The organism is Dysgonomonas sp. UBA7710, from assembly GCF_002482385.1.
Lineage (GTDB): Bacteria > Bacteroidota > Bacteroidia > Bacteroidales > Dysgonomonadaceae > Dysgonomonas.
The window spans coordinates 71,545-97,743 of sequence record NZ_DLFW01000045.1 but is presented as its reverse complement, the minus strand read 5'-3'; the positions used below and the strand labels follow the sequence as shown (position 1 = coordinate 97,743).

The following is a 26,199-nucleotide window of genomic DNA, read 5'->3' as shown; positions in this document are numbered from 1 at the left end:
TCTCTCTCTCTCTCTCTCTCTAATAAAATAATGCTAACTCCCAAATATTCAGGAGGAAAATAAACACAATAAGATGTTATTTCCTGTATATTTCTTTGCATAAAAATCCTTCTATTTATTTCATCGATAAACCAGTTCTATCACTATATATCTTAATATAGTTTAAGCACAAAGTTCTAAAAAAATATTAATAACCAAAAAATTAAACCTCAATTAACTACTTGTTGTATCTAATAGATAAAAACAATTCGTCAACAAAACAGACAACGGCCATTCTGCCTCTATATAAACAACGAAGGCTGTAATAATTAATTATTGCAGCCTTCGTTATTATTTATAAATTAACTACAGGTCAGGACACCCTCAAGGATTTACCCAGACGCAATGTTGTTTTCGCAGTTATACTATTCAAAGAACAGATTTTACTTACTGTTGTCCCATATTTACGGGCTATTGCACCTAATGTATCACCGGACTTTATACGATGGTAATTAACATTACCTGAAGCATATTTATTTTTCACATTAGCTTTCGAACGGGTACTGGCAGATGCCAATGTATTCACATTCACCCCTTTCGAACTTCTGCTATAACTATCAGCTGTTACCACATACGTATCTTTATGGCATACTTTATTTTCGAAATCGACTATTTTTATAGGATTAATCGGATTCCCCAGGAAACGTATTTCGAAATGGAGATGCGAACCTGTAGAGCGGCCGGTATTTCCTCCCAACGCAATAGGATCGCCTGACTTTACAACATCGTCTTCGTCTACCAGAAACTTAGACAAATGCCCATATACCGTTTCCAATCCGTTCGGGTGGCGGAGTGCCAGATAATAACCGTATCCACGGCGTTCATATTGCTTTACACGTACTTTTCCGTCAAATGCGGCATAGATAGTATCACCGGTCTGCACTTTCAGGTCTATACCATAGTGCATTCTGCGGCGGCGAGGCCCGAAGTTGGATGTTATATACCCCATAGTAGGCATTGTAAAATTGGCCAGATTTACAGTAAATGTATCGGGTATATTTTCTATTGAGCGGTAAGCGTTTACATAACGGTTGTTCCAGATACCGCTGTAAAGGTCTTCGGCCGGTATTTCATCTGCTGCAAGCACACGTTCTTCCTGAACTTCCTTCAATATGGAAAGGTCCCTTTTGATCTTTATACCATCAGCATAAAGATTATTGGCGTTCATCCGGCTGTGACGTTGTTTATACTTTAATTCTACTCTGTCTGCATTAGATTCTGAGGTATTGGCAGTGTGTTGGGCGAAGCTACTCATAGGTAGTAAAAACATAGCTGCTAAAGGTAGTAGTCTCAGTTTTTTTAAGCCCCCGGTCAAACTGTTTTTCTTTTCTTGCATAATATAATTTAAATCTCGTCACATGCATACAAGTGTGCATATGTAGATAGTTTATAATCAAATATCTCGTTATCTGCGAAAAATCTTTTTAATTCTATTCTTGCCGACTCTGCGGAATCAGAAGCATGTACAATATTTTCCTGGGCACTCACCGAAAAATCGCCTCTGACAGTCCCTGCAGCAGCCTCACGTCCGTTGGTAACACCAATCAGTGAGCGAACTACCTTAGCCGCATCAATCCCTTCCCAACATTGAACTACAACGGGGCATATCTGCATAGAATCTTTTACTCGCCGAAAGAACGGACGTTCTTTCAGATGTGCATAATGTTCGTTTAAAATAGCGTCGGTCAACTGCATCATCTTCATCCCTGCCAAACGTAAACCTTTCTTTTCAAAGCGGGAAATAACCTCTCCCATCAACGCCCGTTGAACGCATGAAGGTTTCAGAATAACAAGGGTTTTCTCCATAATTTTTGGTTCGAAATGAATACGATTTAGCTTATATAACCGTCAAATATAAAACTATTTTCAAAAGCTCGCAACCTCATTCCCCGCAAAAAAGGACTATTTAACAGCATTTTAAACATGTTTTACAGCATACTTCCGGATAAACCGCTAAAAAATAGCAAGATAACAAATAAACCATCAATCACAACTGTTAACTTATTATAACATGGTGAAAATACGGCATTTATTATTTTTTGGACTTTGAAAAGAAGATAAGGCAAAGAGTAAAATTGTGCAGGATATAAAAGAAATGAGTTATGAATTATAAACACAAATGATATAATTCATAACTCAGAATTAGTTTTTTATGCTTAATCTTTAAACATTTCGTCGAAATCGACAACTTGTTTGCCGGGCAATACCTGATTCAATACGACACCGATGATAGAGGCCAGGGCCATACCCTCCAGTGAAAAAGTTTTTCCTATATGAATAGCTGCGCCGCCAATACCGATAACCAAAATAACCGATGATATGATAAGATTGCGCTTACGGCTGAAATCCACTTTGTTTTCTACCAGCATACGCAATCCGCTGGAAGCAATAATACCAAACAATAAGATGGAAACTCCTCCCATAACCGGAGTCGGAATTGTGGCAAGCAAGGCCGCTATTTTACCGCAGAAGCCAAACAGGATCGCAAATATGGCAGCGCCGACAAACAGATAGATACTGAATGCGCGCGTAATAGCCAACACTCCGATATTCTCTCCATATGTTGTTACCGGAGGCCCACCGATTGAGGCTGCTATCATTGTAGCAACACCATCTCCGAGCATGGACCGGTCCAGCCCCGGATCTTTTATCAAATCTTTATTTACAACTTTACTAAGTACCAACTGATGCCCGATATGCTCGGCAATAGGAACGATAGCTACAGGAACCATCATCAGGAATATCCTCCATGTAAATGATGGCGTATAATGAACAAAAGGCACTTCGAATGGAGGAAGTTGAATCCATTTGGCATCTATGACAGCCTGCAAATCGACAATACCCAGAATTATAGAGAATATATATCCCCCTACGATACCCACAAGAACCGGTATCACGCTCAGGAAACCACGGGTAAATATCGCAGTCAGAATGGTTATGGTAAGAGTCACCAGACCAACTATAACATAGGTAAGATCATAATCCCCGGCCGGATTATTCGTAGACATATTCACTGCCGTTGCCGAAAGGCCCAACCCAATCACCATTATAACCGGACCGACAACTACAGGCGGTAATAATTTCATCAGCCATTTCGTACCCGCCTTGGTAATAATCAAAGCGACAACAGAATAAGTGACCCCGACAAGAAAACTCCCGACAAGAAAACTTCCCATACCTACTCCCGATGCAGGATCGAGCTCCAAGGCTTTTACTGCGATAATAGGATTGATAAAGGCAAATGAAGACCCTAAATAAGAAGGCACCTTACCCTTCGTTATCACAATAAAGACAAGTGTGCCTATACCACTGGAGATCAATGCTACTGCGGGGCTCATCCCTGTCAGAGCGGGAACCAAGACTGTAGCGCCAAACATAGCGAATAAATGCTGGATACTCAACAGCAGCCATTGTGCCGGCCTGGGCTTCTCTTTAATTCCTAATACTACTTTTTTCTCTTCCATTCTTAAAATTGTTTTTCACATTACCAATTAAGCATAAAAAAAGCCGAAAACTAAATGTCGGCTCTGTATTTAAAGATCTATTCTTCTGGTTTTTCTTCTCTTTATCATAATGTATGCACCCACTCCAAGTATCAATATCAGATAATCTCCCCGCAGATATCGCAGCGGTCCGCTATGTGCTTCCGTCTTTTTCTCTTTAGGGGAGTATTCCACCCCGTTGAGGAGCCTCATGCCCTCTGCACCTGTTTGCGCATCAAGATTTGCTTGCATTCCCATTACTACAAACAGAAATATTGTTAATAATAACCGTTTCATTTTGCGTAGTTTTTTCTTCTATTAGTTTGTGTTATGTAAATCAGGCGCAAATGTAATAATTATTTACAAAATTCCGATATGTATTCCATTAAATATTATTCCCGCATAAAGCAATATATCCATAAAAAAATCTGCGGATCATCACGACCCACAGATTTCCAATTTTGAAAAAGTATGAATACTTCGGGTATTCTTTATATAAATTACATAACGACTTTACTGTATTTTTATATTCCGTTATTTTTCCTGCTGGCGCGGACTTCCAATCGTGTCTTGTTGACAGGGCAAAAATATTTACTACGCAACACACAGACGGGACGTCTGCGCGAGTGGGGGGGTAGGCCCGGCTTAGAACGCCACTTTCTCCCAGATGATATTCACACTGACCGTGTGTGCTGGCATGGCCTGATTCCCTTGTATGTTGTAATACTGGCCTCGGAACTTGAGCAGATCAATACCGTTTACGCCTTCCGCGTTGATGCGCATTCCGTGCCAAACGCAGTAGAATGTCTTAGATTCATTTGTGCCCCCCACGCTTGTAAGATCGAATACAATCCAGCCGTTAGTTTTTGACATGCTTACATCAGGTGAACCGATCCACAGCATACCTCCGGTGCTGTCACCCAATTTGATGTTTTCCGCGGTAGCACTCACAAGGACGCTACCCGGAGGAGGGGTAGAAAGCCAATGACACTGCAGGTTGGTTGTGTAATCATTCGCTGCACTAAAGTTGATTTCATGTGTTTCAGCTTCACACGGGCAAGGACCAATCCCCCCGTTTTGGATGTTACATTATCCCCATCCGGATCATTATCTTTCAGGTCCAGCAAAGCAGCCCTGACAGGTTCGATGCCGGCCCCTATCGTCACCTGAGACTGTAACGGGAATACTGTCAGAAAGAATAATGATCTGGTGACAGCAAATGGTTGTAAAGTTTTCTTCATTCTTTTCATTGAGTTTGTAGTTAATAGTTAAAGATTATCGCTTGCGGATAAAAAAATATTCAAAGGAAAAAACAGAAATAAACCGAGAGTAAGACGCTCCCATTCCGGATGTACCGGCCACGAAAAAAAACAAATCAACTGCATATTTTAATTATTATTTTAATACTTCTTATACCCATACCCAAAACTTCTTCATACCCGGATTATCCGGACTTTCCAGACTTTCCATTTTTTCACGGTGCAATATATTACTGCAATTTTGGGGAATTTTTGAATTTTGGGGAATGGGATGTATTTTTTTTTATGTTTTTAATTATTTAGAGTCTGTTTCAAATTATTCGTTCCGATTTTTAAACAGTCTCTAACAACAAGAATTTAAAGTATATTACCCAAATAATCTAAAAAAGAGATTGCCATTCTGTTATTATGCACTCTTTTTTTTAACTTTGTCATTCTTATAAATAAGATAACCCATCAATATAGATGTTGTTTATGAAAAAAGCATTCTTATTCCTGATTTTATCAGTTATATCCACAATTGGAATATATGCCCAGAATCCCGCGACATGGACAGTAAAGCTTATCGACAAAGGAAACGGAGAAATGGAATTAACCGTAAACTTCAAGATAGATCCTACATGGCACCTTTATGATATCCATATCCCGGAAGGAGGCCCTATGCCAACCAGTCTGACTATAGACAATCTGAAAGGAGCAACCAAAGCAGGTGAATTTAAAGCTGTCAACTCAAAGCTGAAAAAGAGTTACGACAAAATATTCCAGATGGAAATCGGATATTACGAAACACAGGCCACATTCGTCCAGCGCCTGAGAGTTACGGACAAAGCAGTATTTCTACTCGAAGGAGATTTACGTTCCCAGGTATGTAGCGAAGTAGACGGACAATGTATCCCTATAAAAATAGATTTGAGCTTCAAGTCTAAAGATCTGCCGGCAACATTAGTTCCCGCCGGCGGAACATCTGCGGATATTACAGACGAAGCCTCATCTGTAGACACTGCAACAACGGATACATTGAACCAAACCTCAACAGCAGCAGCCAGCAGCAGCGATCTTTGGAAACCTGTGATAGAAGAAGTAAAAGCTTATGGTGCAGCCGGAGACACTTCCGACCAATCATTGTTCTGGATATTTCTGGGAGGTTTCGGCGGGGGGCTTCTGGCCTTACTTACACCTTGTGTATGGCCGATGATACCTATGACTGTCAGCTTTTTCCTGAAACGGAACAAAAAGAACAAAGGCAAGGCTATAAAGGATGCCATGACTTACGGCTTGGGCATCATTATTATATATGTTGCATTAGGATTGCTTATCACAGCTATATTCGGCGCAAGTGCACTGAATGATCTGGCAACCAGCGCTATTTTCAATCTGATATTCTTTGCCCTGCTGGTTGTTTTCGCCATATCGTTTTTCGGCGCGTTTGAACTGGTTTTACCTTCTTCATGGACGAATAAGATGGACCAGAAGGCCGATTCTACGACAGGTATTATCAGCATTTTCTTCATGGCATTTACGCTGGCTCTGGTTTCATTCTCCTGTACAGGGCCTATTATCGGGACGCTGTTGGTGCAGGCCGCCGGCTCGGGCTCTATTGTCGCACCGGCAATAGGGATGTTCGGCTTTGCTTTGGCTCTGGCTATACCATTCTCGTTATTTGCGATATTCCCGTCATGGCTCGAAAGTATGCCTAAATCGGGAGGATGGCTCAATTCGGTAAAGGTGGTACTAGGTTTTCTGGAATTGGCTTTAGCTCTCAAATTCTTCTCTGTAGCCGATTTGGCTTATGGATGGGGCATACTTGACCGTGAAGTGTTCCTTGTATTGTGGATTGCCATTTTTGCATTACTTGGCGTTTATCTGTTGGGTAAACTTAAATTACCGCACGATAGCGACCTGAAACATGTATCTGTGCCACGCCTCTTTTTGGCTATCATCTCATTTGCATTTGCCATTTATATGATCCCGGGCTTGTGGGGGGCGCCACTGAAATCGATAAGCGCTTTCTCTCCTCCGTTATTTACTCAGGATTTCAACCTGTATAAAGGAGAAGTGCATGCCAAGTTTGATGATTATGAAGCCGGTATGGAATATGCACGTAAGAACAATAAGCCTGTGATGATAGACTTTTCGGGATATGGGTGTGTCAACTGCCGTAAGATGGAAGCGTCTGTATGGACAGATGCCCGTGTAAAAGACCTTCTTGAAAAGGATTATGTGCTGATAACGCTCATGGTAGACGACAAGAAGAAATTGCCGGAGGTTATAGAGGTGGAAGAAAACGGCAAAACAACCAAGCTAAAAACAATCGGAGATAAATGGAGTTACCTGCAACGCCATAAGTTTGGAACCAATTCCCAACCATACTATGTATTGCTCGATCATGCGGGAAAACCAATAGGCCCTTCATACGCCTACGATGAAGATGTGAACAAATACATTGAGTTCCTGAATACAGGACTTACTAACTTCAAGAAAATAAAGGAAGAGACAAAATAAAGGAAGAGAAAGCAGGTTTGAAAGAATCTGCTTTTTCTCTAAATAATAAAATAAGCGGCTATGCATACAAAAGACCAAAAGCTGGAAGCATTCGGCAGGCTTCTCGACATCATGGACGAACTACGGGTAAAATGTCCCTGGGATGCCAAACAAACAAACGAAAGTCTGCGCACAAACACAATCGAAGAAGTATATGAACTCTGTGAGGCCATCATTAAAAATAATGATAACGAGATTAAGAAAGAACTGGGAGATGTGCTTCTCCACGTTATATTCTATGCAAAAATAGGAGAAGAAAAAGAAACCTATGATATTGCCGATATATGTAATGCCCTATGCGATAAACTCATATTCCGCCATCCCCATGTATTCGGAGATGATGCCGCCAAGACAGCCGGCGACGTGGAGAAATCGTGGGAGCAGCTCAAACTGAAAGAAAAGGGCGGAAACAAAACCATCCTCGAAGGAGTACCGGCATCCTTACCTTCAATCGCTAAGGCTCACCGGATACAGGATAAAGCGCGTAATGCCGGATTTGACTGGAAAAAGAAAGAAGATGTGTGGGATAAGGTTTCGGAAGAGTTCACAGAACTGAAAAATGAAATAGCAAATATGGATGCAAATAAAACAGAAGCTGAGTTCGGAGATATGTTCTTCAGTCTTATTAACGCAGCCCGCCTGTATAAAGTCAATCCTGATAATGCATTGGAACGTACAAACCAAAAGTTTATCCGTCGGTTCAACTATATCGAACAAGAGGCAAAGAAGCAAGGGAAAATCCTGAAAGATATGACCCTGTCTGAAATGGATGCCTTATGGGAGGAGGCCAAGAAAGCTGAATAAAATACGGGCATACGATTAAAAGCAGACCGCAATACCCAGATTCACTGCGCTATTCCCATAATTCGCCCTTACCTTATTAGCGATGGAATATGGTGTATAATGATATTCGAGATATAGCCCTACTTTTTTATACCGTATATTCACACCGCCGAAAACATCCAATGTTTCAAAGCTATGCCATTTGCTTTCCCCATCACCGTAATATTCTTTCTCCAGATCGGTCTGAACTGAAATCACCCCGGCCCCTGCATAGGTAGTCCAGTAAACATTTCTGGCAGCCTCCTGCTGATAACGGAAGCGCGCGTTTACATTCACTACTACATCGGCTTTTGTAGCATAGGGCTCTTTCCGGTAATAATAATCGAAAAGTTCCCGGCTTACAGGAAAAGCTACCTGAAAACCAATATCCACGGCCATTACTTTCTTTATGGGATAACCTACATAAGCACCGATGGATGGCGCTGCTTTATACGCATTCCTCAAACTGCCTAGCGGAAACCAGCTTCCGGCACGGATCTCGACAAGGTTTATAAGGTATTCCTTCTCCTCTGGCTCTTCTTTCTGATTTTCTTCAAACTGAGGTATATCAAACTGGTTATATGCGGTCTCCGGCAATACGGGTATGCTCATTACTTCCCGTAAAAGCGGGGCCAGTTCATAATCATTCCTGTTATATCCGTAATTACTCAACACACAACTTACATATCGCCCCCTGACCTCCTGAACTATATAATAAACAATCAGCGGGTTTGTTCTCCGTCCAAATCCTGATTTCTGTTTATACACCACACGATGGGCAAGGGAAGGGATTCCCTCGAATACGACATCTATATCATCCTCAGCCAGTATGCTTATATTCTCATTCACATTGGCATCAATACGTGTATTAATACCCAGATTGGCACTTTCGAACGATGGAAACTCCGACCAGCTCATCTGTCCGCCTTTACAATTTACATTATGCGGACTCATCCAGTTACATGCCGAACCGAGATTTATTTCCCGACCGGCGAACGAAATAGAATTAGCAGTCCTTTCATCCGAGATATAATATGTAAGTCCGTTTTCGAGAAATACCCTGACAACCTCCTCTTCCAATACGATATCACGTTGGTTTAGTGTCTGAAATGAGACCACTTCGACTTCTTTATCCGATTTACCGAATATATAACATACCTGACTCAGCTTTACCTTCGGACGATCTTTTATCTTCGATTCAGATTCTATTATCTTATTTGTTCTCTCAATTTCGGGTTCAGAATATTCGGCCAGAACTGTTTCTATATTATACTTCTTTTTTATGGCATCGATTGTCTTTTCATTATTTATCTGCCCCTTAACAGTTGTAACAGCAATCTCATACCCGCTCAATTCCAACATTACTTCTCCTTTCCCATTCCTTAATCCCTGCATACCCGCGAGATTATACTCCTGAGAAAACATAGATGCCGAAAGCAGAATAAAAAGGACGAACGACAGGATGTATTTCATATTTATAGTTACTGGTTATGTCTCAAATATAGTTTTTTTTATCAGAACTTAGTAATCTCACTCTTATTAGTAGGGCAAACCCTTCAAATTAATTAATCTCTACCGAAGGCTTACAGGGGTGTAATGCATATCCCCATTTTTTTGCCCTGTTTATTGTTCAGTGCGGCATACATACCGTAAACAACAGTGAATAAATACAATACTCTTACACTTAAAACTTACCACTCATAAAAAGTTGACAAAGTTGACACTTTTTACACTATTTTTCACTTTGTCAATTTAGCTTCGTCAATTGATAATTCTATTCAACTTCCACTTTTCCGTTTCCAGCTTTTTATTTCCTCGGAGAGCATCAATTAAAAGCCGGAGTAAATAACTATAGATAAAATTATAATGATAAAACAACAAATTAGAGGTACAATAAAAATTTATTTCAACAGCCATTTCAGCGGGAACGGAGAATATTTATATCCCCTCCCCTTTTATATCTGATTCCATCAGAGCCCAAAGCATCTATTACATAGTAGTAAACCCCGGTATTCACATATTTCCCTTTATATGTTCCGTCCCAGCCCTTAGCCGGATCGGTAAATTCAAAGAGTTTTTGCCCCCAACGATTGAAAATAGTGCACTTAAATTTCACGATAGATCTGTATGCAACCCTGAACTCGTCATTCGTGCCCGGAGAGTCTCCCGGTGAAAAATAATTAGGCTGATCCAGGTAAGATTCGGAAATAGTAAATGAGAATGTATCTTCAGATGTATTGGAATCATTGTCTGTAACCTCCAGTTTCATAACATATTCTCCAAACTCTTCGAAGGTATATCTTGTTATATCCTTATCCGAATAGCGCGCTATAGGATTTTCCAAATCTCCTTTCTTGTAGAGAAACCATGTATAATAAACAGCTTTACTGCCTCCGTTTCCATAAAAACTGAATGTTGCAGGAGCTGAGAATATCTTATTTTTTATCTCTTCTTCGGTTATTGTTTCATTTGCCGCATCCCGTCTTTCCACTTCATAGTCGATACGGGCTTCAAGCCCGCCCCCTGTATCCTGAGCCGGCAGGCGCAGGGATACAATAACTATAAACAATAATAGAGATATTTTTTTCATAAGCACCCGCTTTAAGTCAAGAATGTATTAAATGCAACATTTTTAACCGTAACCGGCTATTATCGTTGCAGATACAAAAGTAATAAATAGGTTCGCTACTAAGCAATAAACCCTCTATCTTTTAACGGACAGAGGGCTATCTTATTTTGTAATACAGTTATATAATGTCGCTCCGCCTATCGGGCATCAGCTTCCAGGGATATTCCTGCTTTTTTGAATACTTTTTCTATTTTCTCAAAAGCTATATCAACCTGTTCCTTGGTATGTGTAGCCATCAGAGAGAAACGAATCAGGGTATCTGCCGGAGCAACAGCCGGAGACACTACAGGGTTAACAAAAATGCCTTCTTCGAAAAGCCATTTTGTTATCATGAATGTCTTCTCATTATCCCTGATAAATAACGGGATAATAGGAGTAGCGGTATGTCCTATTTCAAAACCCCTGCTACGGAAACCGTCTAATGCATAATTAGTAATATCCCACAAATGCTTAATGCGCTCAGGTTCTGAAATGATGATATCCAACGCTGCGCTGGCTGCTGCTGTAGCTGCCGGTGTAGCACTGGCTGTAAATATATAAGCACGGGAATTGTGGCGCAGATAATCGAGGATAGTTTCACTTCCGGCGATAAATCCGCCCAATGAAGCCAGCGATTTACTGAATGTTCCCATGATAAGTTCCACGTCGTCGACCAAACCAGTTTGCTCTACAAGCCCCTTTCCACTGTAATCTTTGCCGAGAACACCTAAGCTGTGGGCTTCGTCCACCATTACGCTGGCGTTATACTGTTTGGCAAGTTTCACTATTCCGGGCAGGTTTGCGATATCGCCTTCCATACTGAACACCCCGTCAACCACAATAAGTTTCACCTTATCAGGCTCACATCTTTGGAGTTGTTTTTCAAGGGATTCCATATCATTATGGCGGAATTTAAGTTTCGTGGAATACGAAACCCTTGCCCCTTCAATAATGGAAGCATGGTCCAGTTCGTCCCATAATATATAATCTTCACGCCCTGTAACACAAGATATTACACCTTGATTTACATTAAAGCCCGTCGAATAAACGATAGCATCCTCTTTGCCTACAAATTTTGCAAGCTTTTTCTCCAGTTCGATATGGATATCGAGAGTGCCATTCAGAAAACGGGAACCGGCCATCCCCGTCCCATACTTGCGGGTAGCTTCGATAGCGGCTTCTTTTACTTTCGGGTGATTGGTTAATCCCAGGTAGGCGTTTGATCCGAACATTAACACTTTTCTTCCATTTATAACGACTTCAGTGTCCTGATCGCTCTGGATTTGTCTAAAATAAGGGTAAATTCCTGCAGCCCGTGTATTTCTGGCCGCGTCGTACCGATATAACTTATCAGTTAATAAACTCATACTCAACTTACAACAAATGTAGATTATTATAACTGCATCTAAGGAACAATTTAATATTCCGCGAATTACAGGCTGCAAAAATAGCTAAAAAAAATAAGAATGTGTCCCTTTTGGAATAAATATTTAAAAAAAGGATATTTTAATACAATCTTCTGTGACTTCTTCCCGTAATATATCGCTTTTTTCTTAAATTTGCAGTTTAGTGGCTACATATGTCAAATAATCAGAATTTGAAAGCCTTTTGATGGTTAGGAAAAGCCATAGAATCGAATGATAAAGAAGAAAAAAAACAAACATAATCTATGGAAGCGGCTGCACTTCAAATACCGCCTTTCCGTAATGAATGAAAATACACTTGAAGAGCTATGGAAGATCAAGGCTTCTATCTTTTCGGGTGCTGTTTTGGTTCTCGTATTCGCTTTTTTTCTCATTGCAATCACATCCGCTATCATCATAGCAACGCCGATCCGTTACTACCTGCCCGGTTATCTCGATGCAGAAGTAAGAGAAAAAGCAATCCGGTCGGCAATTAAAACAGACTCTCTTGAGCAGCAATTGAAATATCAGGAAGCTTATATAAATAATCTCCGCAGTATTTTTGACGGTACCCGCCAGATCGACTCCGTCAAGATTCTCGACACGATATCTGTTTCCGAGAACGACCCTCTGCTCAAGAAAACAGATTTGGAGAAAGAGTATGCCAAACGATACGAAGACGAGGAGCGGTATAACCTGTCTGTACTATCGCCAAATACCACCAACCCAATGGAAGGTGTCGTATTCTTCAGGCCGGTCAGAGGAATTATAACAAGCAAATTCGATCCTTCCGGCGGGCACTTCGGGGTAACGATAAAAACCTCCCCTAGAGAAACGGTGCTGGCGACATTGGAGGGTGTAGTCATTTTTGCCGGATATGATCTGAAGACAGGACATACTATACAAATCCAGCATAAGAACGGATTTATTTCCGTATACAGATACAATACCCTGCTACTGAAGGAAACAGGGGATAAGGTGCGTACAGGAGAGGCTATAGCTGTAATAGAGACAAAAAAAGAAGAGAAAAAAGGAGAGGCCGCAATCTCTTCAACCCTCGAATTTGAACTTTGGTATAGAGGCAACGCCGTAAATCCTGAAAACTACATATCTTTCTAAGACCATATATGAAAAGGAATATTGCAATACTAGGCTCTACAGGATCTATCGGAACACAAGCCCTCGATATAGTCAGGGAAAACCCCGGACATTTCGAAATATACGCCCTGACTGCCAATGAAAATATAGATTTACTTATCAGGCAGGCGCAGGAGTTCTCTCCTGAGGTTGTAGTCATTGCCAACGAAAACAAATATGCGCAACTGAAAGAAGCCCTGCAACATTTACCGATCAAAGTATGGGCCGGAAGCGAGTCGATAGCAGAAGTAGTGCAAAGCGAGCCCATCGACATGGTACTTACTGCCATGGTCGGTTATTCGGGATTGAAACCTACTATAAACGCTATAAAGGCAGGGAAAGTAATCGCGCTGGCAAATAAGGAAACATTGGTGGTGGCAGGTGAACTGATTACAAGTCTGGCCATCGAACATAAAGTACCGATATTGCCTGTAGATTCGGAACACTCCGCCATCTTTCAATGTCTCAACGGAGAACGTTCTCCCATCGAGAAAATTATCCTTACGGCATCCGGCGGTCCGTTCAGAAACCATTCTGCCGAACAACTGGCAAAAGTAACCAAAGCCGAAGCTCTTAAACATCCGAACTGGGACATGGGTGCCAAAGTTACGATCGACTCGGCATCCCTGATGAATAAGGGATTGGAAATGATAGAAGCCAAATGGCTGTTTGATGTTACCCCCAGTCAGATTGAAGTGGTTGTACATCCGCAATCCATCATACATTCGATGGTACAATTCGAGGATTCGTCCATTATCGCGCAATTGGGGCTGCCAGACATGCATCTGCCGATACAATACGCGTTGGCTTATCCCAATAGGTTGAAATCGAATTTCGAACGGCTCGACTTCTTCAAGCTGAAAACAATGACATTCGAAAAACCCGACATGGAGCGTTTCCGCAATCTGGCATTTGCATTCGAAGCCGCGCGGGTAAAAGGAAATATGGCCTGCATCATGAATGCGGCAAACGAAATAGCGGTAGCCGCTTTCCTGAAAGACAAAGTCGGATTTCTGGAAATGAGCGACGTTATAGAGAAAACAATGCACAAAACAAGTTTTATTCAGGCTCCGTCGTACGAAGATTATGTGCAGACCGATACGGAAGCCCGTTATGTAGCAAAAGAATTTATCAAATAACACTCTGAATTTTTAATGGAAACAATTTTAATTAAAGCGTTACAATTAATCCTAAGTTTATCGATACTGGTTATTATACATGAGTTCGGGCATTTCTTATTCGCCCGCCTCTTCAAGATAAGAGTTGAGAAGTTCTATTTATTCTTCAACCCGTGGTTCTCCCTGTTCAAATATAAGCCAAAGAACAGCGATACGGAATACGGGATCGGCTGGTTACCATTAGGCGGATATGTGAAAATATCGGGAATGATAGACGAATCGATGGATAAGGAGCAGATGGCTCTCCCGCCCCAGCCATGGGAATTCCGTTCCAAACCGGCATGGCAACGCCTGCTCGTAATGGTAGGAGGCGTATTATTCAATTTCATTCTGGCCATCATCATCTTCTCTATGATGCTGTTTGTATGGGGTGACGAATACCTGCCCCTGAAAAATGTAAAGGACGGGATGGTCTTCTCCGAAACGGTAAAAAGAAACGGAGGATTTCAGGATAAAGATATACTGGTAAGTGCCGACGGCAAAGAACTTGTTTTGGGGCGCGGGGTTCTCGATATGAATACATTTATGCATTTCATCGATGCCAAGAGCGTAACCATAGTACGCAATGGCAAACAAATGGAACTGACTCTCCCCGAAAGCTTTGCCGATAGTGTAATTGCATCGAAACAAGTGGCTTATGAATATTGGTCTGCACCTGTTGTGGATAGCGTAAGCGAAAACTCCGAGGCTAAAAGAATCGGCCTGATGCGCGGAGATAGTATAACCGCTCTTGATTCACAGCCGATTACCTCTCAGTTGGGTGTTCAAAAATATGTAACAAAAATAAGTAATAAACTGGGGGATAATGAGAAGCATACGCTGGCAATCACTTTCTACAGAAACGGTGAAGTACAGACAGTTTCAGCAGCCATTGACACATCGGGCGTTATCGGCTTCACATCTCCAACAAAAATGGCCGATATATTCTCGAAAAAGAATATGCATACCGATCACTATGGTTTTTTCGAATCGTTTCCGGCCGGGATAAACAACGGTGTAGCGACACTTAAAGGTTATGTGGCACAGATACGTTTCGTATTCTCCAAAGAAGGGGTGAAAAACCTGAGTGGGTTTGCCGGTATCGGAAATATGTTCCCCGCTCAATGGAACTGGTACGCATTCTGGTCTATGACCGCATTCCTGTCCATCGTACTCGCTTTTATGAATATACTTCCTATTCCTGCACTGGATGGAGGACATATCATGTTCCTGTTATACGAAGCCATTACCAAGCGGCAACCGAATGAGAAGTTTATGGAATATGCACAGGTAGGCGGCATGATATTCTTACTACTCTTGCTGTTAGTCGCCAATGGGAACGACATAATGAGAATCTTCTTTAAGTAGCGGATAAGCTATTAGCCAACGAATTAAGTTGAAATATAAAAGGCTTGTCTGCCCGTAACTTGTAACTCGTAACTAAAATAAGATATGACCGTAACAGAATTAATAAATAAAAATGACAAAACCGCTTTTTCCTTCGAGATACTTCCTCCGTTAAAAGGAAACAACATCGAAAAAGTGTATAACATCATTGATAAACTGATTGAATTCGACCCTCAATATATTAATATAACAACACATCACAGCGAATATCTCGATCAGGCAATGCCTGACGGGTCGGTAAAGAGGGTTAATATCCGTAAACGTCCCGGCTCGGTAGCGATTGCCGCATCTATTCAGCACAAATATAATGTGACGGCTGTCCCGCATATGATATGCAAAGGTTTTTCTCAGGAAGAAACCGAATATGCACTGATAGACCTGAATTTTCTGCACGTGCATAACCTTCTGTTATTGAGAGGCGACACCAAACGCCTTGCTCCGGAACAGATATATCCGAACAGGAACGAGTATGCCACCGACCTGCAAATTCAGGTGAACAGGTTCAACGAAGGCATTGCTGCCGATGGTACGACTTTTGAAAAAAATGCCACTCCGTTCGCTTACGGTATGGCATGCTATCCCGAGATACATGAGGACGCTCCCAGTATGGAAGCGGATATACATTACATGAAGCAGAAAGCCGACAATGGAGCTGAATATTTTGTTACCCAGATGTTTTTCGATAACGAAAAATATTTCTCATTTGTGGACAAATGCCGTAAGGCAGGAATCACTCAGCCTATTATTCCGGGAGTAAAGCCAATTGTACTGATGAGCCAACTGGAAGTGCTTCCGCGGATATTCCGTTCAAGCATTCCGGAAGAACTGGCAATTGAGCTTCACAAATGTAAAACAGATGACGAATCTAAAGAAGTAGGCGTAGAATGGGGCATAAAACAATGCAAAGAACTAATCGCGCACGGAGTGCCAAGCCTGCACTTTTATTCATTGTTGGCGACCGAAAGCGTAAGGCGGATAGCTAAAGAGATATACTAAGTAAGATGATTGAATTGCACTTAAAAAAGTAATTCATAACTTTATAACCCATAAATTAGAAAGAATACTTGTTTTTTAAAGATATAATAGGGCAAAACGAAGTAAAAGAGCGGTTGATAAGTTCGGCAGGAAAGGGAATTATCCCTCATGCACAGCTTTTTTGCGGACAAGAAGGCGTTGGAAAATTCCCTCTTGCGCTTGCTTATGCCCAATATCTGAATTGTGAAAATCCTTCGCAAACAGATTCCTGCGGTAAATGCCCTTCCTGCGTAAAATATAATCATCTGGCACATCCGGACCTTCATTTCGTTTTCCCGATTATAAAAAAGGCGACAAAGAAAAAAGAAGTCTGCGACGATTATATTACCGAATGGCGCGAATTTATCAAGCAAAACTGCTATTTCAATCTCAGCCAGTGGCTCGATTATATCGATGCTGAAAATTCCCAGGGGCTGATCTACGCCAAAGAGAGCGAAGAAATCATCCGTAAGCTGAGTTTAAGGATATATGAGGCCAAATATAAAGTAATGATTATCTGGCTTCCCGAAAAAATGCACGAATCATGTGCCAACAAACTACTGAAAATCATAGAGGAGCCGACAGACAATACGATATTCCTATTGGTTTCTGATATTCCGGATAACATTATCACTACCATACAATCGCGTTGCCAGCGTGTCAACATACATGGCGTAAAAGAAAAGGATATAACCCAGGCTTTGGAATCGGCATATAATATCACACCCGAAGATGCGGCAAGTGTAGCCCATCTGGCAAACGGCAGCTACCTGAAGGCGATGGAAACAATCAGTCTGAATGAGGAACATAAATTCTTTTTCAACCTCTTCATCCAGATGATGCGAGCCTCATATGCCCGCAACATAAAAGAAATAAAAGCCATCGGAAATGAAATAGCCGGCGTAGGGCGCGAAAATCAGAAAGGTTTTCTGAAATACTGCCAGCGAATGATCCGTGAGTATTTTGTCAGTAACATGAGTCAGCCCGAAATGATATATCTGGCTCAGGACGAAGCAAACTTTGGAACCCGCTTCGCCCCGTTTATCAACGAACGGAACATAATGGGATTTATGGACGAACTGGCCTTGGCAGAGAGACATATAGAGCAAAATGTAAATGCAAAGATGGTATTTTTCGATCTTTGCCTGAAAATAACCATGCTTATAAAACAATAAGGTTGCAAACATATTTATTACTTTATTAAATCAGAATGCAACAAGTAGTTAGATTGAATATACTTAAATATAAACCCACAAAGCCATAAAAGGGGCTTTGTCTTAATTAATTAAAAAAAACATATAATGGAAAATCAAAATACATTTGTCCCACACGATTGCCAGGGTACCTGCAAAACGCCCGTGGGATGCACCTGTGCTAAAGCGAACAAAAAAGCTTTGGAAACAGCAGGTACTGAAACAGGATATGCTGTAGGCGCAAGAAGTTGCGGCTGCGGCTCGGGAGGAGGCTGTAGCTCCGGAGGAAGTTGCTCATGCAAATCGGGAGGAGGTTGTTCTTGTAAATCAGGAGGCGGCTGCTCTAAAAAAGGTGGTTCCTGCTGCTCGGGGACGAACAAACTGGAAGTTTACAACTGGTTACAGGATTTACCGGAAGTTGCCGGAGAATCACAAATGGTAGAAGTACAGTTCAAGAATACACGAAAAGGATATTACTTGAACAGCAACAATGTAGAGATATACAGAGGAGATATCGTAGCTGTGGAAGCATCTCCGGGACACGATATAGGAGAAGTAACCCTGACCGGAAAGCTGGTTCAGCTGCAAATGCTTAAAAATAATTACCGAGGTGAAACCAAGCGTATCTACCGCATTGCTAAGCAGACCGATATTGATAAATGGAACGAAGCAAGATCCAAAGAACATAAAACGATGCTCCGTGCGCGGGAAATCGCCGAAGAGCTGAAACTGGCCATGAAAATCAGTGATGTTGAATTTCAGGGAGATGGCAACAAAGCTATTTTCTACTATATAGCTGATGAACGGGTAGACTTCCGTCAATTGATAAAAGTATACGCATCGGAATTCCGTGTAAAGATAGAAATGAAGCAGATAGGTGCGCGTCAGGAAGCCGGACGTGTAGGTGGTATCGGCCCATGTGGTCGCGAATTATGTTGCTCCAGTTCTATGTCCAATTTCGTTTCGGTTTCTACATCGGCAGCACGCCTGCAAGATATTCCGCTAAACCCTCAAAAGCTAGCGGGACAGTGCGGAAAGCTGAAATGCTGCCTCAATTTCGAAGTGGATACTTACGTGGAGGCTCAACGTAAATTGCCTTCAAGAGAAGTGGTTTTAGAAACTAAAGATGCCTCATTCTACCATTTCAAGACTGATATTCTTTCGGGTGAAATGACATATTCTACCGACAAGCACTTTGCGGCGAATCTCGTTACACTGCCTAAAGACCGGGTATATGAAGTAATCAGAATCAACAAGCAGGGAGGAAAGCCGACACATCTTACTACTGAGCCTCAGGAACAGGCAGAAAAAGTTACCTCGCACGATATATTGCAGGAAAATATCAATCGCTTCGACAACAACAGTGGTAACAGTAACCGGAATAATAAGAAGAAAAAGTTTGTAAAGAACAGGTCTGAAAATAGCGGACAAGGCACACCGAACAATCAGGGAGGAAATAACAGGCAGGTAAACAATAACAAGCAGGCAAACGCTAATCCGAATGCCAGACCAAACAATAACAACAGGCCTGAAAACAATAATCAACAAGGTCAGAACCAGAATAAAAACAACAGCCATAGAAATAACAGGAACGACAGAAACAGACATAACAAAAATGGGAAGCCCGACCAGAAAAAGCCTGATGCATAAGTCTCTATACGCCTTATGCGGCATACTGTTAACTATCATAGCTATCTCCTGCAACAAGCAGGAGGTATATTACCGTTTCCATGAAATAAAAGATGCGGAGTGGGCACAGAATGATAAACTGATATTTGATATAGATTCCACCGTTTTCGAATTGAATGTCCCATACACCATGTATTTTGAGGTGACCAATAATGTAAATTATCCATATCAGAATATCTGGTTCTTCGTACAAACAGATATTTATAACGATTCTGTATTTACAAAACGGGAAAAAGAGTTCATGTTGGCTGATAAATTCGGAAAGTGGACAGGTTCAGGATTCGGCACATTATATCAGGCTTCTTTTGTTTTTGACGATAATATTATCTTTAAGGAAAGACGTAATCATCAGATAATAATAGGGCATGGTATGCGCGATCAGCGACTGACAGGTATTGAGAAAATCGGAGTAAGGATAGCAAGGAAAGAATAAAACGTACAAGTATATGAATAAGAAAAGAGCTTATCATTACTGATAAGCTCTTTCCTTATTTTTACAGCCTGATTATTATTTAAGCAATTCAGTCAATTTGGCTATAGCTTCATCGGCGTTTAGCCCGCGAGCCATAATCTTACCGTCTTTGTCAAGCAACACAAGGTGAGGTATGGAATTTACTCCATAAGCACCGGCAAGTTCGCTATCCCAGAATTTCAAGTCGGATATCTGAGGCCATGTAATCCCCAGGTCTTTAATTCCTTTTACCCAGTCCTCATTCGTTCTATCCAGTGAAATACCTACGATTTCAAAATCCTTTGTGCCAAATTGCTTGTATGCTTCTACCAGTTTTGGCATTTCGGCACGGCATGGAGGACACCATGATGCCCAAAAATCTACAAGCACATATTTGCCTTTACCGGCATAATCTGCCAAAGCAGCATCTTTCCCGTCAGGGGTTTTCCCTTTCAGATCAGTAAATACTTTACCTTCCGAGGTTGCATCCAGAGCCTGTATACGGGCTTCCAGTTTTGCCATCCTTTCGTTGGCTTTATATTCAGGTTTTACAGATGCAAATAACTCTTTCATTTGATCTAAAGTAAACAGATATGATCTGGACGCGAATATATAAGCGCCTATCTGGCTTTCTATATTTGATTTCACATAGCCATATATTTCTTTAGTTTTCTGAGCATCTATCTCTTCATACTGTTTTTCCAGTTCGGCTTGTGCAACCTGAGCCGTATCGAGTTTCGATTTTTCATAGACAGCCTTTAATTGCGTGTCAAATCCGTTCAGTTTGGTATTCAGTGTTTGATAAGCATCATTCGAAGCTGTTCCTTTAATCGTAGAAACACTATCCAGAGCAACGTCTATTTGTCCGGGTTCTACAACCAACAAAACCGGTCTTTTTACTTTATCTGTAGGTTCAGCCAATGCTATGAAATGAACTTTCGCCCCTTCCTTTGCAAGTCCTTTAAACTCAAATTTACCATTAGTTACATAAGCAGAATCGATTGCTACCTGATCTTTCCAATTATCCTCAAGCGTCTGCAAGTACACCTTAGCACTATCAGATGCTCCGGCTACTGTACCATTAATAGTAAACTGGTCTTTTTCGCCGCAAGACGTAACCAACACCAGTACTGTTGATAGTGATAATATAATTTTCTTCATTTTATTAATAAATTAGGACAGTTAATATATAAGTTTTCGAATAAATTATTCAAACCATTAGTAATAAAACAAGGAATGTAATCTATTGTTTAATCGAGTATTTCTGCAATCTTAGCTTCCAATGCAGGTCCCCGCAGGTCTTTAGCTACAATCACACCATTTCCGTCTAATAAAACAGTATGCGGTATAGTGTTTACACCATATAGTTCTGAGGCAGATTTTGTGTCATCCCCTAATTGTATCCATGTCATTTTATGGGCTTTCACTGCATTGAGCCATGCCTGTCTGTCTTCATCAACAGATATTCCTATAATTTCAAGACCTTTGGCCTTATATGCATTATATGTTTTCACGAGACCCGGCATTTCCTGAATACACGGACCACACCACGAAGCCCAGAAATCGATAAGTACGCATTTGCTTTTGCCTGCATATTCAGACAAGGCAACAGCCTTACCTGTCATGTCTACCAACTGCGCATCAGCAAATGCCTGGCCTACTTCCGGTACTACCCTGTTCAGTTCTTTTTCCAGGGCTTTCATCTCCGGAGTATTACGGAAGGTACTGTCAGCCAACGGCAACAATTCTTTCAGTTGCTCCATTGTAAACATCGATGCAGAAGAGTAGAACAAAAATTCACCGGCCTTATTTGCCATATTTGCCTTTGTAAATTCAAAGTTAGCTTTTTGCATTTCTTCCTGCAATGCTTCCATTCTTGAGTTAGCATCCGGAACCCCCTGTACACCTCCGGCATCATTTACTTCCTTGTATAAAGCAGCCATCTTATTCATTGCAGTCTGAACCTTATTAAACTCGTCATTCCTTGGAGTTCCGCTTGTACTTACTGCATTTTTTTCTAGTGTTATCTTTATCGCTCCCGGCTCCAGGATAAGCGTTCCTACAGGGGAATCTGCCTCAGGCGATTCCAGCTTACCTACGGAGATAAATCCCATAATAGGATCGCCATCGGTAGTTCCTTTGAACTTAAATTTCCCGTCTTTCAATACTACTGAATCTATCACTGTTGATGATTCGGCTCTCATGCTATCTATCTTTTGAAGATATATCATTTTACCATCAAATGTATTTTCAGTGAAATTACCCTCAATAGTATACGCATTCTTATCCTGACACGAAGCTAATACCACCGTCAGAATAGCTAGGATTAATGTGATTTTTTTCATTAAAAGAAAAGTATTATTTATTTCTATAAATTTTATTTATGTGCAAAGATAACCAAATACTTCGGACAGAGAATTATCAAAGTCCATTAGTTAATAATTGGCATGTAATTATATTTCAATCGATTTATCTATATATAACGGAGTATCAGTTCTTAATATTGCCTGTTTATTCTTCTTTTGAAAATATTTGCCGCCAAATGAAAGAGGAATAAACGTTGAACTGATGACATTACTACTTAAATCTTACAACTTGTTAAAAAGTAACAAAGGTAACACTATTTATAGTCAACAGTTAGCAGTTAACAACTCGTATCTCGTATCTTGTCTACTTGTATCTTGTCTACTCGTATCTCAAAAAAAGTAACAAAAGTAACAGATATATCAGTTAACAGTCAACAGTCAACAACTTGTATTTCGTATAATTTTTCGTTCTTCACTTTTGGCTCCGCCGATTTTCAATTCGTTTTTCACTTTTCACTTACTACAATACTTCAAAGAGCCCTAATGGTTTATTGTATAGATAAATGATTCGGTTTTTGATAATGTGGATCGGTAGTCCAACTACTGATTCGCATTAATTAAGTGGAATATGGCCAGGTTTAAATACACTTATTGTCGTGTGATATTCTTTCCGCAGTCATATTGTAAACAGATTACAACCAACCGTTTTCCTTATACCATTTTATGGATTCTTCCAACCCCTTTTTCAGATTGTATTTTGGGGAAAACCGGAGGTCGTTGAAAAGTGGGGTTATATCGCATTCCCAGTTGCGTTGCTTCATTATTTTATATTTATCCCTATTTAAGGTAGATGGCTTCTTCGTCAATCTGGATATATTTTCAGCTATGACAGAAACAGCCCTTAATAGCCATAAAGGAACCTTCAGGCTAAGCACATGATTTTTGCCTATGGATTCTTTTACCAACCGGGTATATTCCTTATCGGTATATACGTCTCCATCAGCAACAAAATAAACTCCGTTGCGAACATCGCTTTCTAAGCCGAGAAATGCAGCATCGACAAGATCTTTGACATATATGAAGGTCAGGTGTTGAGGTCTGAATCCCGCTCCGACATCCAAACCTGATTTCACAGTCTTTACCATCAGAAAATAATCCTTTTCGCGTGGACCGTACACCCCTGTTGGCCGTAGAATGATGTATGGAAAATCACCGGTCGATTGCAAATACTTCTCCGCCTTAAGCTTGCTCTTTCCGTATGCCGTATTCGGATTGGGGGTATCGGTTATTCTTAGCGGAACATAGTTTGTTTCATCTCCAAGCCCGCATACACTGAGGCTGCTCATTAATAAGAACTTTCCGGGAACAGCATCCGCATCCTTGAGTGCATCTATAAAATCAGCCGTATATTGAAAATTAACCCTGTCGAAATCATTGGGGTTTAAACATTTTGTGACTCCGGCATTATGAATAATATAATCGAATTTGCCATGTTCGGAAACAAAGCGGCATAAGTCCTCCGTTAATTTATCCTTATCATGAAAGGGGAGGTCTATAAGCTGAATACGCTTATCCTGCAAATATTCGCGACTGCTGCTTTTGCGGATTCCGGCCCAGGTTTCATATCCTTTTTCCAAAGCCTTTTCGACCAGAAAGCTACCGATAAAGCCACTGGCTCCTGTAATGAGTATGCGTTTATTATTCATACCACAAAGATACAAATATTATTTACCAATATGGATAAAGGCGTCTGCCTGTCTCCTGAATAGTAAATTTATCGGCAAAATGAATTAAAAATAGTTTATAGCGATCACATTAAGAGGATTAGTTAGATTGAAACTGGAAATAAAAAGAACTTTAACGATATAAATATTTGTAGGTTTGAAAAATATGACTAAATTTGCAACCCGATTTGGATAGGATATAATATAAAAATAAACATATAAAACACAATAGCGATGTCCAAGATTTGTCAAATTACAGGAAAAAAAGCTATGGTTGGCAATAATGTTTCTCACTCGAACAGAAAGACTAAGAGGAAATTTAATGTCAATCTTTTTAAAAAGAAATTCTACTGGGTAGAAGAAGATTGTTGGGTTAGCCTGAATGTTTCAGCTGCAGGCCTTCGTACAATCAATAAAATTGGATTGGACGCTGCAATCAAAAGAGCGGCCGCAGATGGTTATTTAAACGCTTAATTATTTAGGAGGAACAGGAAATGGCTAAGAAAGCAAAAGGAAACAGAATCCAGGTAATAATGGAGTGCACAGAGCACAAAGCCAGTGGTATGCCGGGTACATCCCGTTACATTACTACTAAGAACAGAAAAAATACTACAGAGAGATTGGAACTGAAAAAGTACAATCCTATATTAAAAAGAGTAACTGTACATAAAGAAATCAAGTAAAAACAAGATAAACCATGGCAAAGAAAACAGTCGCAGGTTATCGTGACCCATCAGCAAAAGACGGTCGTAACTATGCTAAAGTAATCAAAATGGTAAAGTCTCCTAAAACAGGCGCTTACACATTTAAAGAAGAAATGGTTCCAAACGAATCAGTAAAAGATTATTTCGCAAAATAATCTTGTTAAAAATATTTAAAACACCTCCTTCATTCTTATGCAGGGAGGTTTTTTATTATCCATTTCGTAGCTTTGCAGAAGGTAAAAAGCTGGATGGCCGCAAGGCTTAAGAGATTGATTTATTTTTATCTATATAATCAGAAGAATAGAATCTATGGGATTATTTGATTTCTTTTCGAAGCAAAAAAAGGAAACACTTGACAAAGGATTGGAAAAAACTAAAGAGTCGATGTTTTCCAAACTATCACGTGTTATTGCCGGAAAATCGAAAGTAGACGATGATGTGCTCGATCAACTCGAAGAAGTGTTGATTATGTCGGATGTAGGGGTAAATACTACATTGAAGATTATCGAACGTATCGAAAAACGGGCGGCAAAGGATAAATATGTAGACGATAAAGAGTTGAAAAATCTGTTACGGGAAGAAATCGCTGATTTATTGACAGAAAATAATGCTGTAGACAATGATGATTTTTCTGTTCCGGAAGCAGCAAAACCATATGTAATAATGGTTGTCGGAGTTAATGGGGTTGGTAAAACAACTACAATCGGCAAGCTGGCAAACCAGTTTAAGAAAGCCGGTAAGTCCGTATATCTTGGTGCTGCCGATACCTTTCGTGCTGCGGCTGTTGAGCAACTGGTTATCTGGGGCGAACGCGTAGGTGTCCCGGTTATCAAACAGGCAATGGGTTCCGACCCGGCTTCCGTGGCTTTTGACACATTGAGTTCTGCTAAATCAAACAATGCTGATATTGTAATAATAGATACAGCAGGACGGCTTCATAACAAAATCGGTTTGATGAACGAGCTTTCAAAAATAAAGAAAGTGATGGATAAGATAGTTCCGGGAGCACCGCATGAAGTGCTACTTGTACTGGACGGCTCTACCGGACAAAATGCATTTGAACAGGCTACACAGTTTACTGCAGCTACCGATGTTACAGCTTTGGCTATCACCAAACTGGACGGTACGGCAAAAGGTGGTGTTGTAATTGGTATTTCCGATCAATTCAAGATACCGGTAAAATATATAGGTTTAGGAGAGGGCATTGACGATCTTCAGGTATTTCGCCGCCGCGAGTTTGTCAACAGTCTCTTTGGAGAATAA

Annotated in this window: 25 protein-coding genes; 13 read left to right on the top strand and 12 right to left on the bottom strand. The window is 40.7% G+C overall.

Going from position 1 to position 26,199, the window contains the following annotated elements:
• Nucleotides 1-352 precede the first annotated feature (352 nt).
• The 6 genes from B3317_RS15095 to B3317_RS15070 all read right to left on the bottom strand — a co-directional run bounded on the left by B3317_RS15095 (nucleotide 353) and on the right by B3317_RS15070 (nucleotide 4,762).
• Entirely contained in the window at nucleotides 353-1,375 is a 1,023-nt protein-coding gene (locus B3317_RS15095) for a M23 family metallopeptidase (protein ID WP_291113084.1), read from the bottom strand.
• 8 nt (nucleotides 1,376-1,383) lie between these two features.
• Entirely contained in the window at nucleotides 1,384-1,845 is a 462-nt protein-coding gene (gene ndk / locus B3317_RS15090; protein ID WP_291113082.1) for a nucleoside-diphosphate kinase, read from the bottom strand.
• 350 nt (nucleotides 1,846-2,195) lie between these two features.
• On the bottom strand, nucleotides 2,196-3,503 hold the full coding sequence (locus tag B3317_RS15085) for a solute carrier family 23 protein (protein ID WP_291113080.1): 1,308 nt from the start codon (nucleotides 3,501-3,503) through the stop codon (nucleotides 2,196-2,198).
• A gap of 69 nt (nucleotides 3,504-3,572) precedes the next feature.
• Nucleotides 3,573-3,818 (bottom strand): hypothetical protein, encoded by a 246-nt coding sequence (locus tag B3317_RS15080; RefSeq protein WP_291113078.1) that lies wholly within the window; start codon nucleotides 3,816-3,818, stop codon nucleotides 3,573-3,575.
• A gap of 348 nt (nucleotides 3,819-4,166) precedes the next feature.
• The gene (locus B3317_RS15075) at nucleotides 4,167-4,472 is read right to left on the bottom strand and encodes a hypothetical protein (protein WP_291113076.1); all 306 of its coding nucleotides are present in this window, start codon (nucleotides 4,470-4,472) and stop codon (nucleotides 4,167-4,169) included.
• A complete protein-coding gene (locus B3317_RS15070; protein ID WP_291113074.1) occupies nucleotides 4,469-4,762 on the bottom strand; it encodes a hypothetical protein in 294 nt (97 codons plus the stop codon). The genes B3317_RS15075 and B3317_RS15070 overlap by 4 nt, the downstream gene beginning before the upstream one ends.
• A 483-nt stretch (nucleotides 4,763-5,245) precedes the next feature.
• Between B3317_RS15070 and B3317_RS15065 the strand changes: the two genes are divergently transcribed.
• Nucleotides 5,246-7,282: a protein-disulfide reductase DsbD family protein gene (locus tag B3317_RS15065; protein ID WP_414647512.1), complete on the top strand. Its 2,037-nt coding sequence runs from the start codon at nucleotides 5,246-5,248 to the stop codon at nucleotides 7,280-7,282.
• Between the two features lie 60 nt (nucleotides 7,283-7,342).
• The gene (gene mazG / locus B3317_RS15060) at nucleotides 7,343-8,125 is read left to right on the top strand and encodes a nucleoside triphosphate pyrophosphohydrolase (protein ID WP_291113069.1); all 783 of its coding nucleotides are present in this window, start codon (nucleotides 7,343-7,345) and stop codon (nucleotides 8,123-8,125) included.
• Between the two features lie 15 nt (nucleotides 8,126-8,140).
• Here the strand turns inward: mazG and B3317_RS15055 are convergent, their stop codons facing one another.
• From B3317_RS15055 to spt, 3 genes are all read right to left on the bottom strand, one after another.
• On the bottom strand, nucleotides 8,141-9,616 hold the full coding sequence (locus B3317_RS15055; RefSeq protein ID WP_291113067.1) for a hypothetical protein: 1,476 nt from the start codon (nucleotides 9,614-9,616) through the stop codon (nucleotides 8,141-8,143).
• A gap of 445 nt (nucleotides 9,617-10,061) precedes the next feature.
• The gene (locus tag B3317_RS15050; RefSeq protein WP_291113065.1) at nucleotides 10,062-10,733 is read right to left on the bottom strand and encodes a gliding motility-associated C-terminal domain-containing protein; all 672 of its coding nucleotides are present in this window, start codon (nucleotides 10,731-10,733) and stop codon (nucleotides 10,062-10,064) included.
• A gap of 176 nt (nucleotides 10,734-10,909) precedes the next feature.
• Nucleotides 10,910-12,118, bottom strand: a complete 1,209-nt coding sequence (gene spt, locus B3317_RS15045) for a serine palmitoyltransferase (RefSeq protein WP_291113063.1) — start codon at nucleotides 12,116-12,118, stop codon at nucleotides 10,910-10,912.
• Nucleotides 12,119-12,388: 270 nt separating this feature from the next.
• On the opposite strand from spt, the gene B3317_RS15040 reads away from it, so the two are divergent.
• The 7 genes from B3317_RS15040 (at nucleotide 12,389) to B3317_RS15010 (ending at nucleotide 20,184) form a co-directional block, all read left to right on the top strand.
• Complete coding sequence (locus B3317_RS15040; protein WP_291113061.1) at nucleotides 12,389-13,273, top strand: murein hydrolase activator EnvC family protein; 885 nt, start codon at nucleotides 12,389-12,391, stop codon at nucleotides 13,271-13,273.
• Nucleotides 13,274-13,281: 8 nt separating this feature from the next.
• The gene (locus B3317_RS15035) at nucleotides 13,282-14,430 is read left to right on the top strand and encodes a 1-deoxy-D-xylulose-5-phosphate reductoisomerase (protein WP_291113059.1); all 1,149 of its coding nucleotides are present in this window, start codon (nucleotides 13,282-13,284) and stop codon (nucleotides 14,428-14,430) included.
• 15 nt (nucleotides 14,431-14,445) lie between these two features.
• Nucleotides 14,446-15,816, top strand: a complete 1,371-nt coding sequence (gene rseP, locus B3317_RS15030; protein ID WP_291113057.1) for an RIP metalloprotease RseP — start codon at nucleotides 14,446-14,448, stop codon at nucleotides 15,814-15,816.
• An 84-nt stretch (nucleotides 15,817-15,900) separates the two neighbouring features.
• A complete protein-coding gene (locus B3317_RS15025) occupies nucleotides 15,901-16,851 on the top strand; it encodes a methylenetetrahydrofolate reductase (RefSeq protein ID WP_291113055.1) in 951 nt (316 codons plus the stop codon).
• A gap of 68 nt (nucleotides 16,852-16,919) precedes the next feature.
• Entirely contained in the window at nucleotides 16,920-18,044 is a 1,125-nt protein-coding gene (gene holB / locus B3317_RS15020; protein WP_291113053.1) for a DNA polymerase III subunit delta', read from the top strand.
• 126 nt (nucleotides 18,045-18,170) lie between these two features.
• Complete coding sequence (locus B3317_RS15015) at nucleotides 18,171-19,712, top strand: PSP1 domain-containing protein (protein WP_291113051.1); 1,542 nt, start codon at nucleotides 18,171-18,173, stop codon at nucleotides 19,710-19,712.
• Nucleotides 19,705-20,184, top strand: coding sequence for a gliding motility lipoprotein GldH (locus B3317_RS15010; RefSeq protein WP_291113049.1), 480 nt, complete (start codon nucleotides 19,705-19,707; stop codon nucleotides 20,182-20,184). Before B3317_RS15015 ends, B3317_RS15010 begins: the two co-directional genes overlap by 8 nt.
• Nucleotides 20,185-20,259: 75 nt before the next feature.
• Here the strand turns inward: B3317_RS15010 and B3317_RS15005 are convergent, their stop codons facing one another.
• The 3 genes from B3317_RS15005 to B3317_RS14995 form a co-directional block, all read right to left on the bottom strand.
• Entirely contained in the window at nucleotides 20,260-21,363 is a 1,104-nt protein-coding gene (locus tag B3317_RS15005; RefSeq protein ID WP_291113047.1) for a TlpA disulfide reductase family protein, read from the bottom strand.
• Nucleotides 21,364-21,452: 89 nt separating this feature from the next.
• The gene (locus B3317_RS15000) at nucleotides 21,453-22,547 is read right to left on the bottom strand and encodes a TlpA disulfide reductase family protein (protein ID WP_291113045.1); all 1,095 of its coding nucleotides are present in this window, start codon (nucleotides 22,545-22,547) and stop codon (nucleotides 21,453-21,455) included.
• Nucleotides 22,548-23,200: 653 nt separating this feature from the next.
• On the bottom strand, nucleotides 23,201-24,214 hold the full coding sequence (locus B3317_RS14995) for an NAD-dependent epimerase/dehydratase family protein (RefSeq protein ID WP_291113043.1): 1,014 nt from the start codon (nucleotides 24,212-24,214) through the stop codon (nucleotides 23,201-23,203).
• A 252-nt stretch (nucleotides 24,215-24,466) separates the two neighbouring features.
• Between B3317_RS14995 and rpmB the strand changes: the two genes are divergently transcribed.
• The 4 genes from rpmB to ftsY all read left to right on the top strand — a co-directional run bounded on the left by rpmB (nucleotide 24,467) and on the right by ftsY (nucleotide 26,199).
• Nucleotides 24,467-24,706 (top strand): 50S ribosomal protein L28, encoded by a 240-nt coding sequence (rpmB, locus tag B3317_RS14990; RefSeq protein ID WP_006801314.1) that lies wholly within the window; start codon nucleotides 24,467-24,469, stop codon nucleotides 24,704-24,706.
• A 20-nt stretch (nucleotides 24,707-24,726) separates the two neighbouring features.
• Nucleotides 24,727-24,915: a 50S ribosomal protein L33 gene (rpmG, locus tag B3317_RS14985; RefSeq protein ID WP_006801313.1), complete on the top strand. Its 189-nt coding sequence runs from the start codon at nucleotides 24,727-24,729 to the stop codon at nucleotides 24,913-24,915.
• Between the two features lie 14 nt (nucleotides 24,916-24,929).
• Nucleotides 24,930-25,091: a DUF4295 domain-containing protein gene (locus tag B3317_RS14980; protein ID WP_006801312.1), complete on the top strand. Its 162-nt coding sequence runs from the start codon at nucleotides 24,930-24,932 to the stop codon at nucleotides 25,089-25,091.
• Between the two features lie 154 nt (nucleotides 25,092-25,245).
• Nucleotides 25,246-26,199 (top strand): signal recognition particle-docking protein FtsY, encoded by a 954-nt coding sequence (ftsY, locus tag B3317_RS14975; protein ID WP_291113040.1) that lies wholly within the window; start codon nucleotides 25,246-25,248, stop codon nucleotides 26,197-26,199.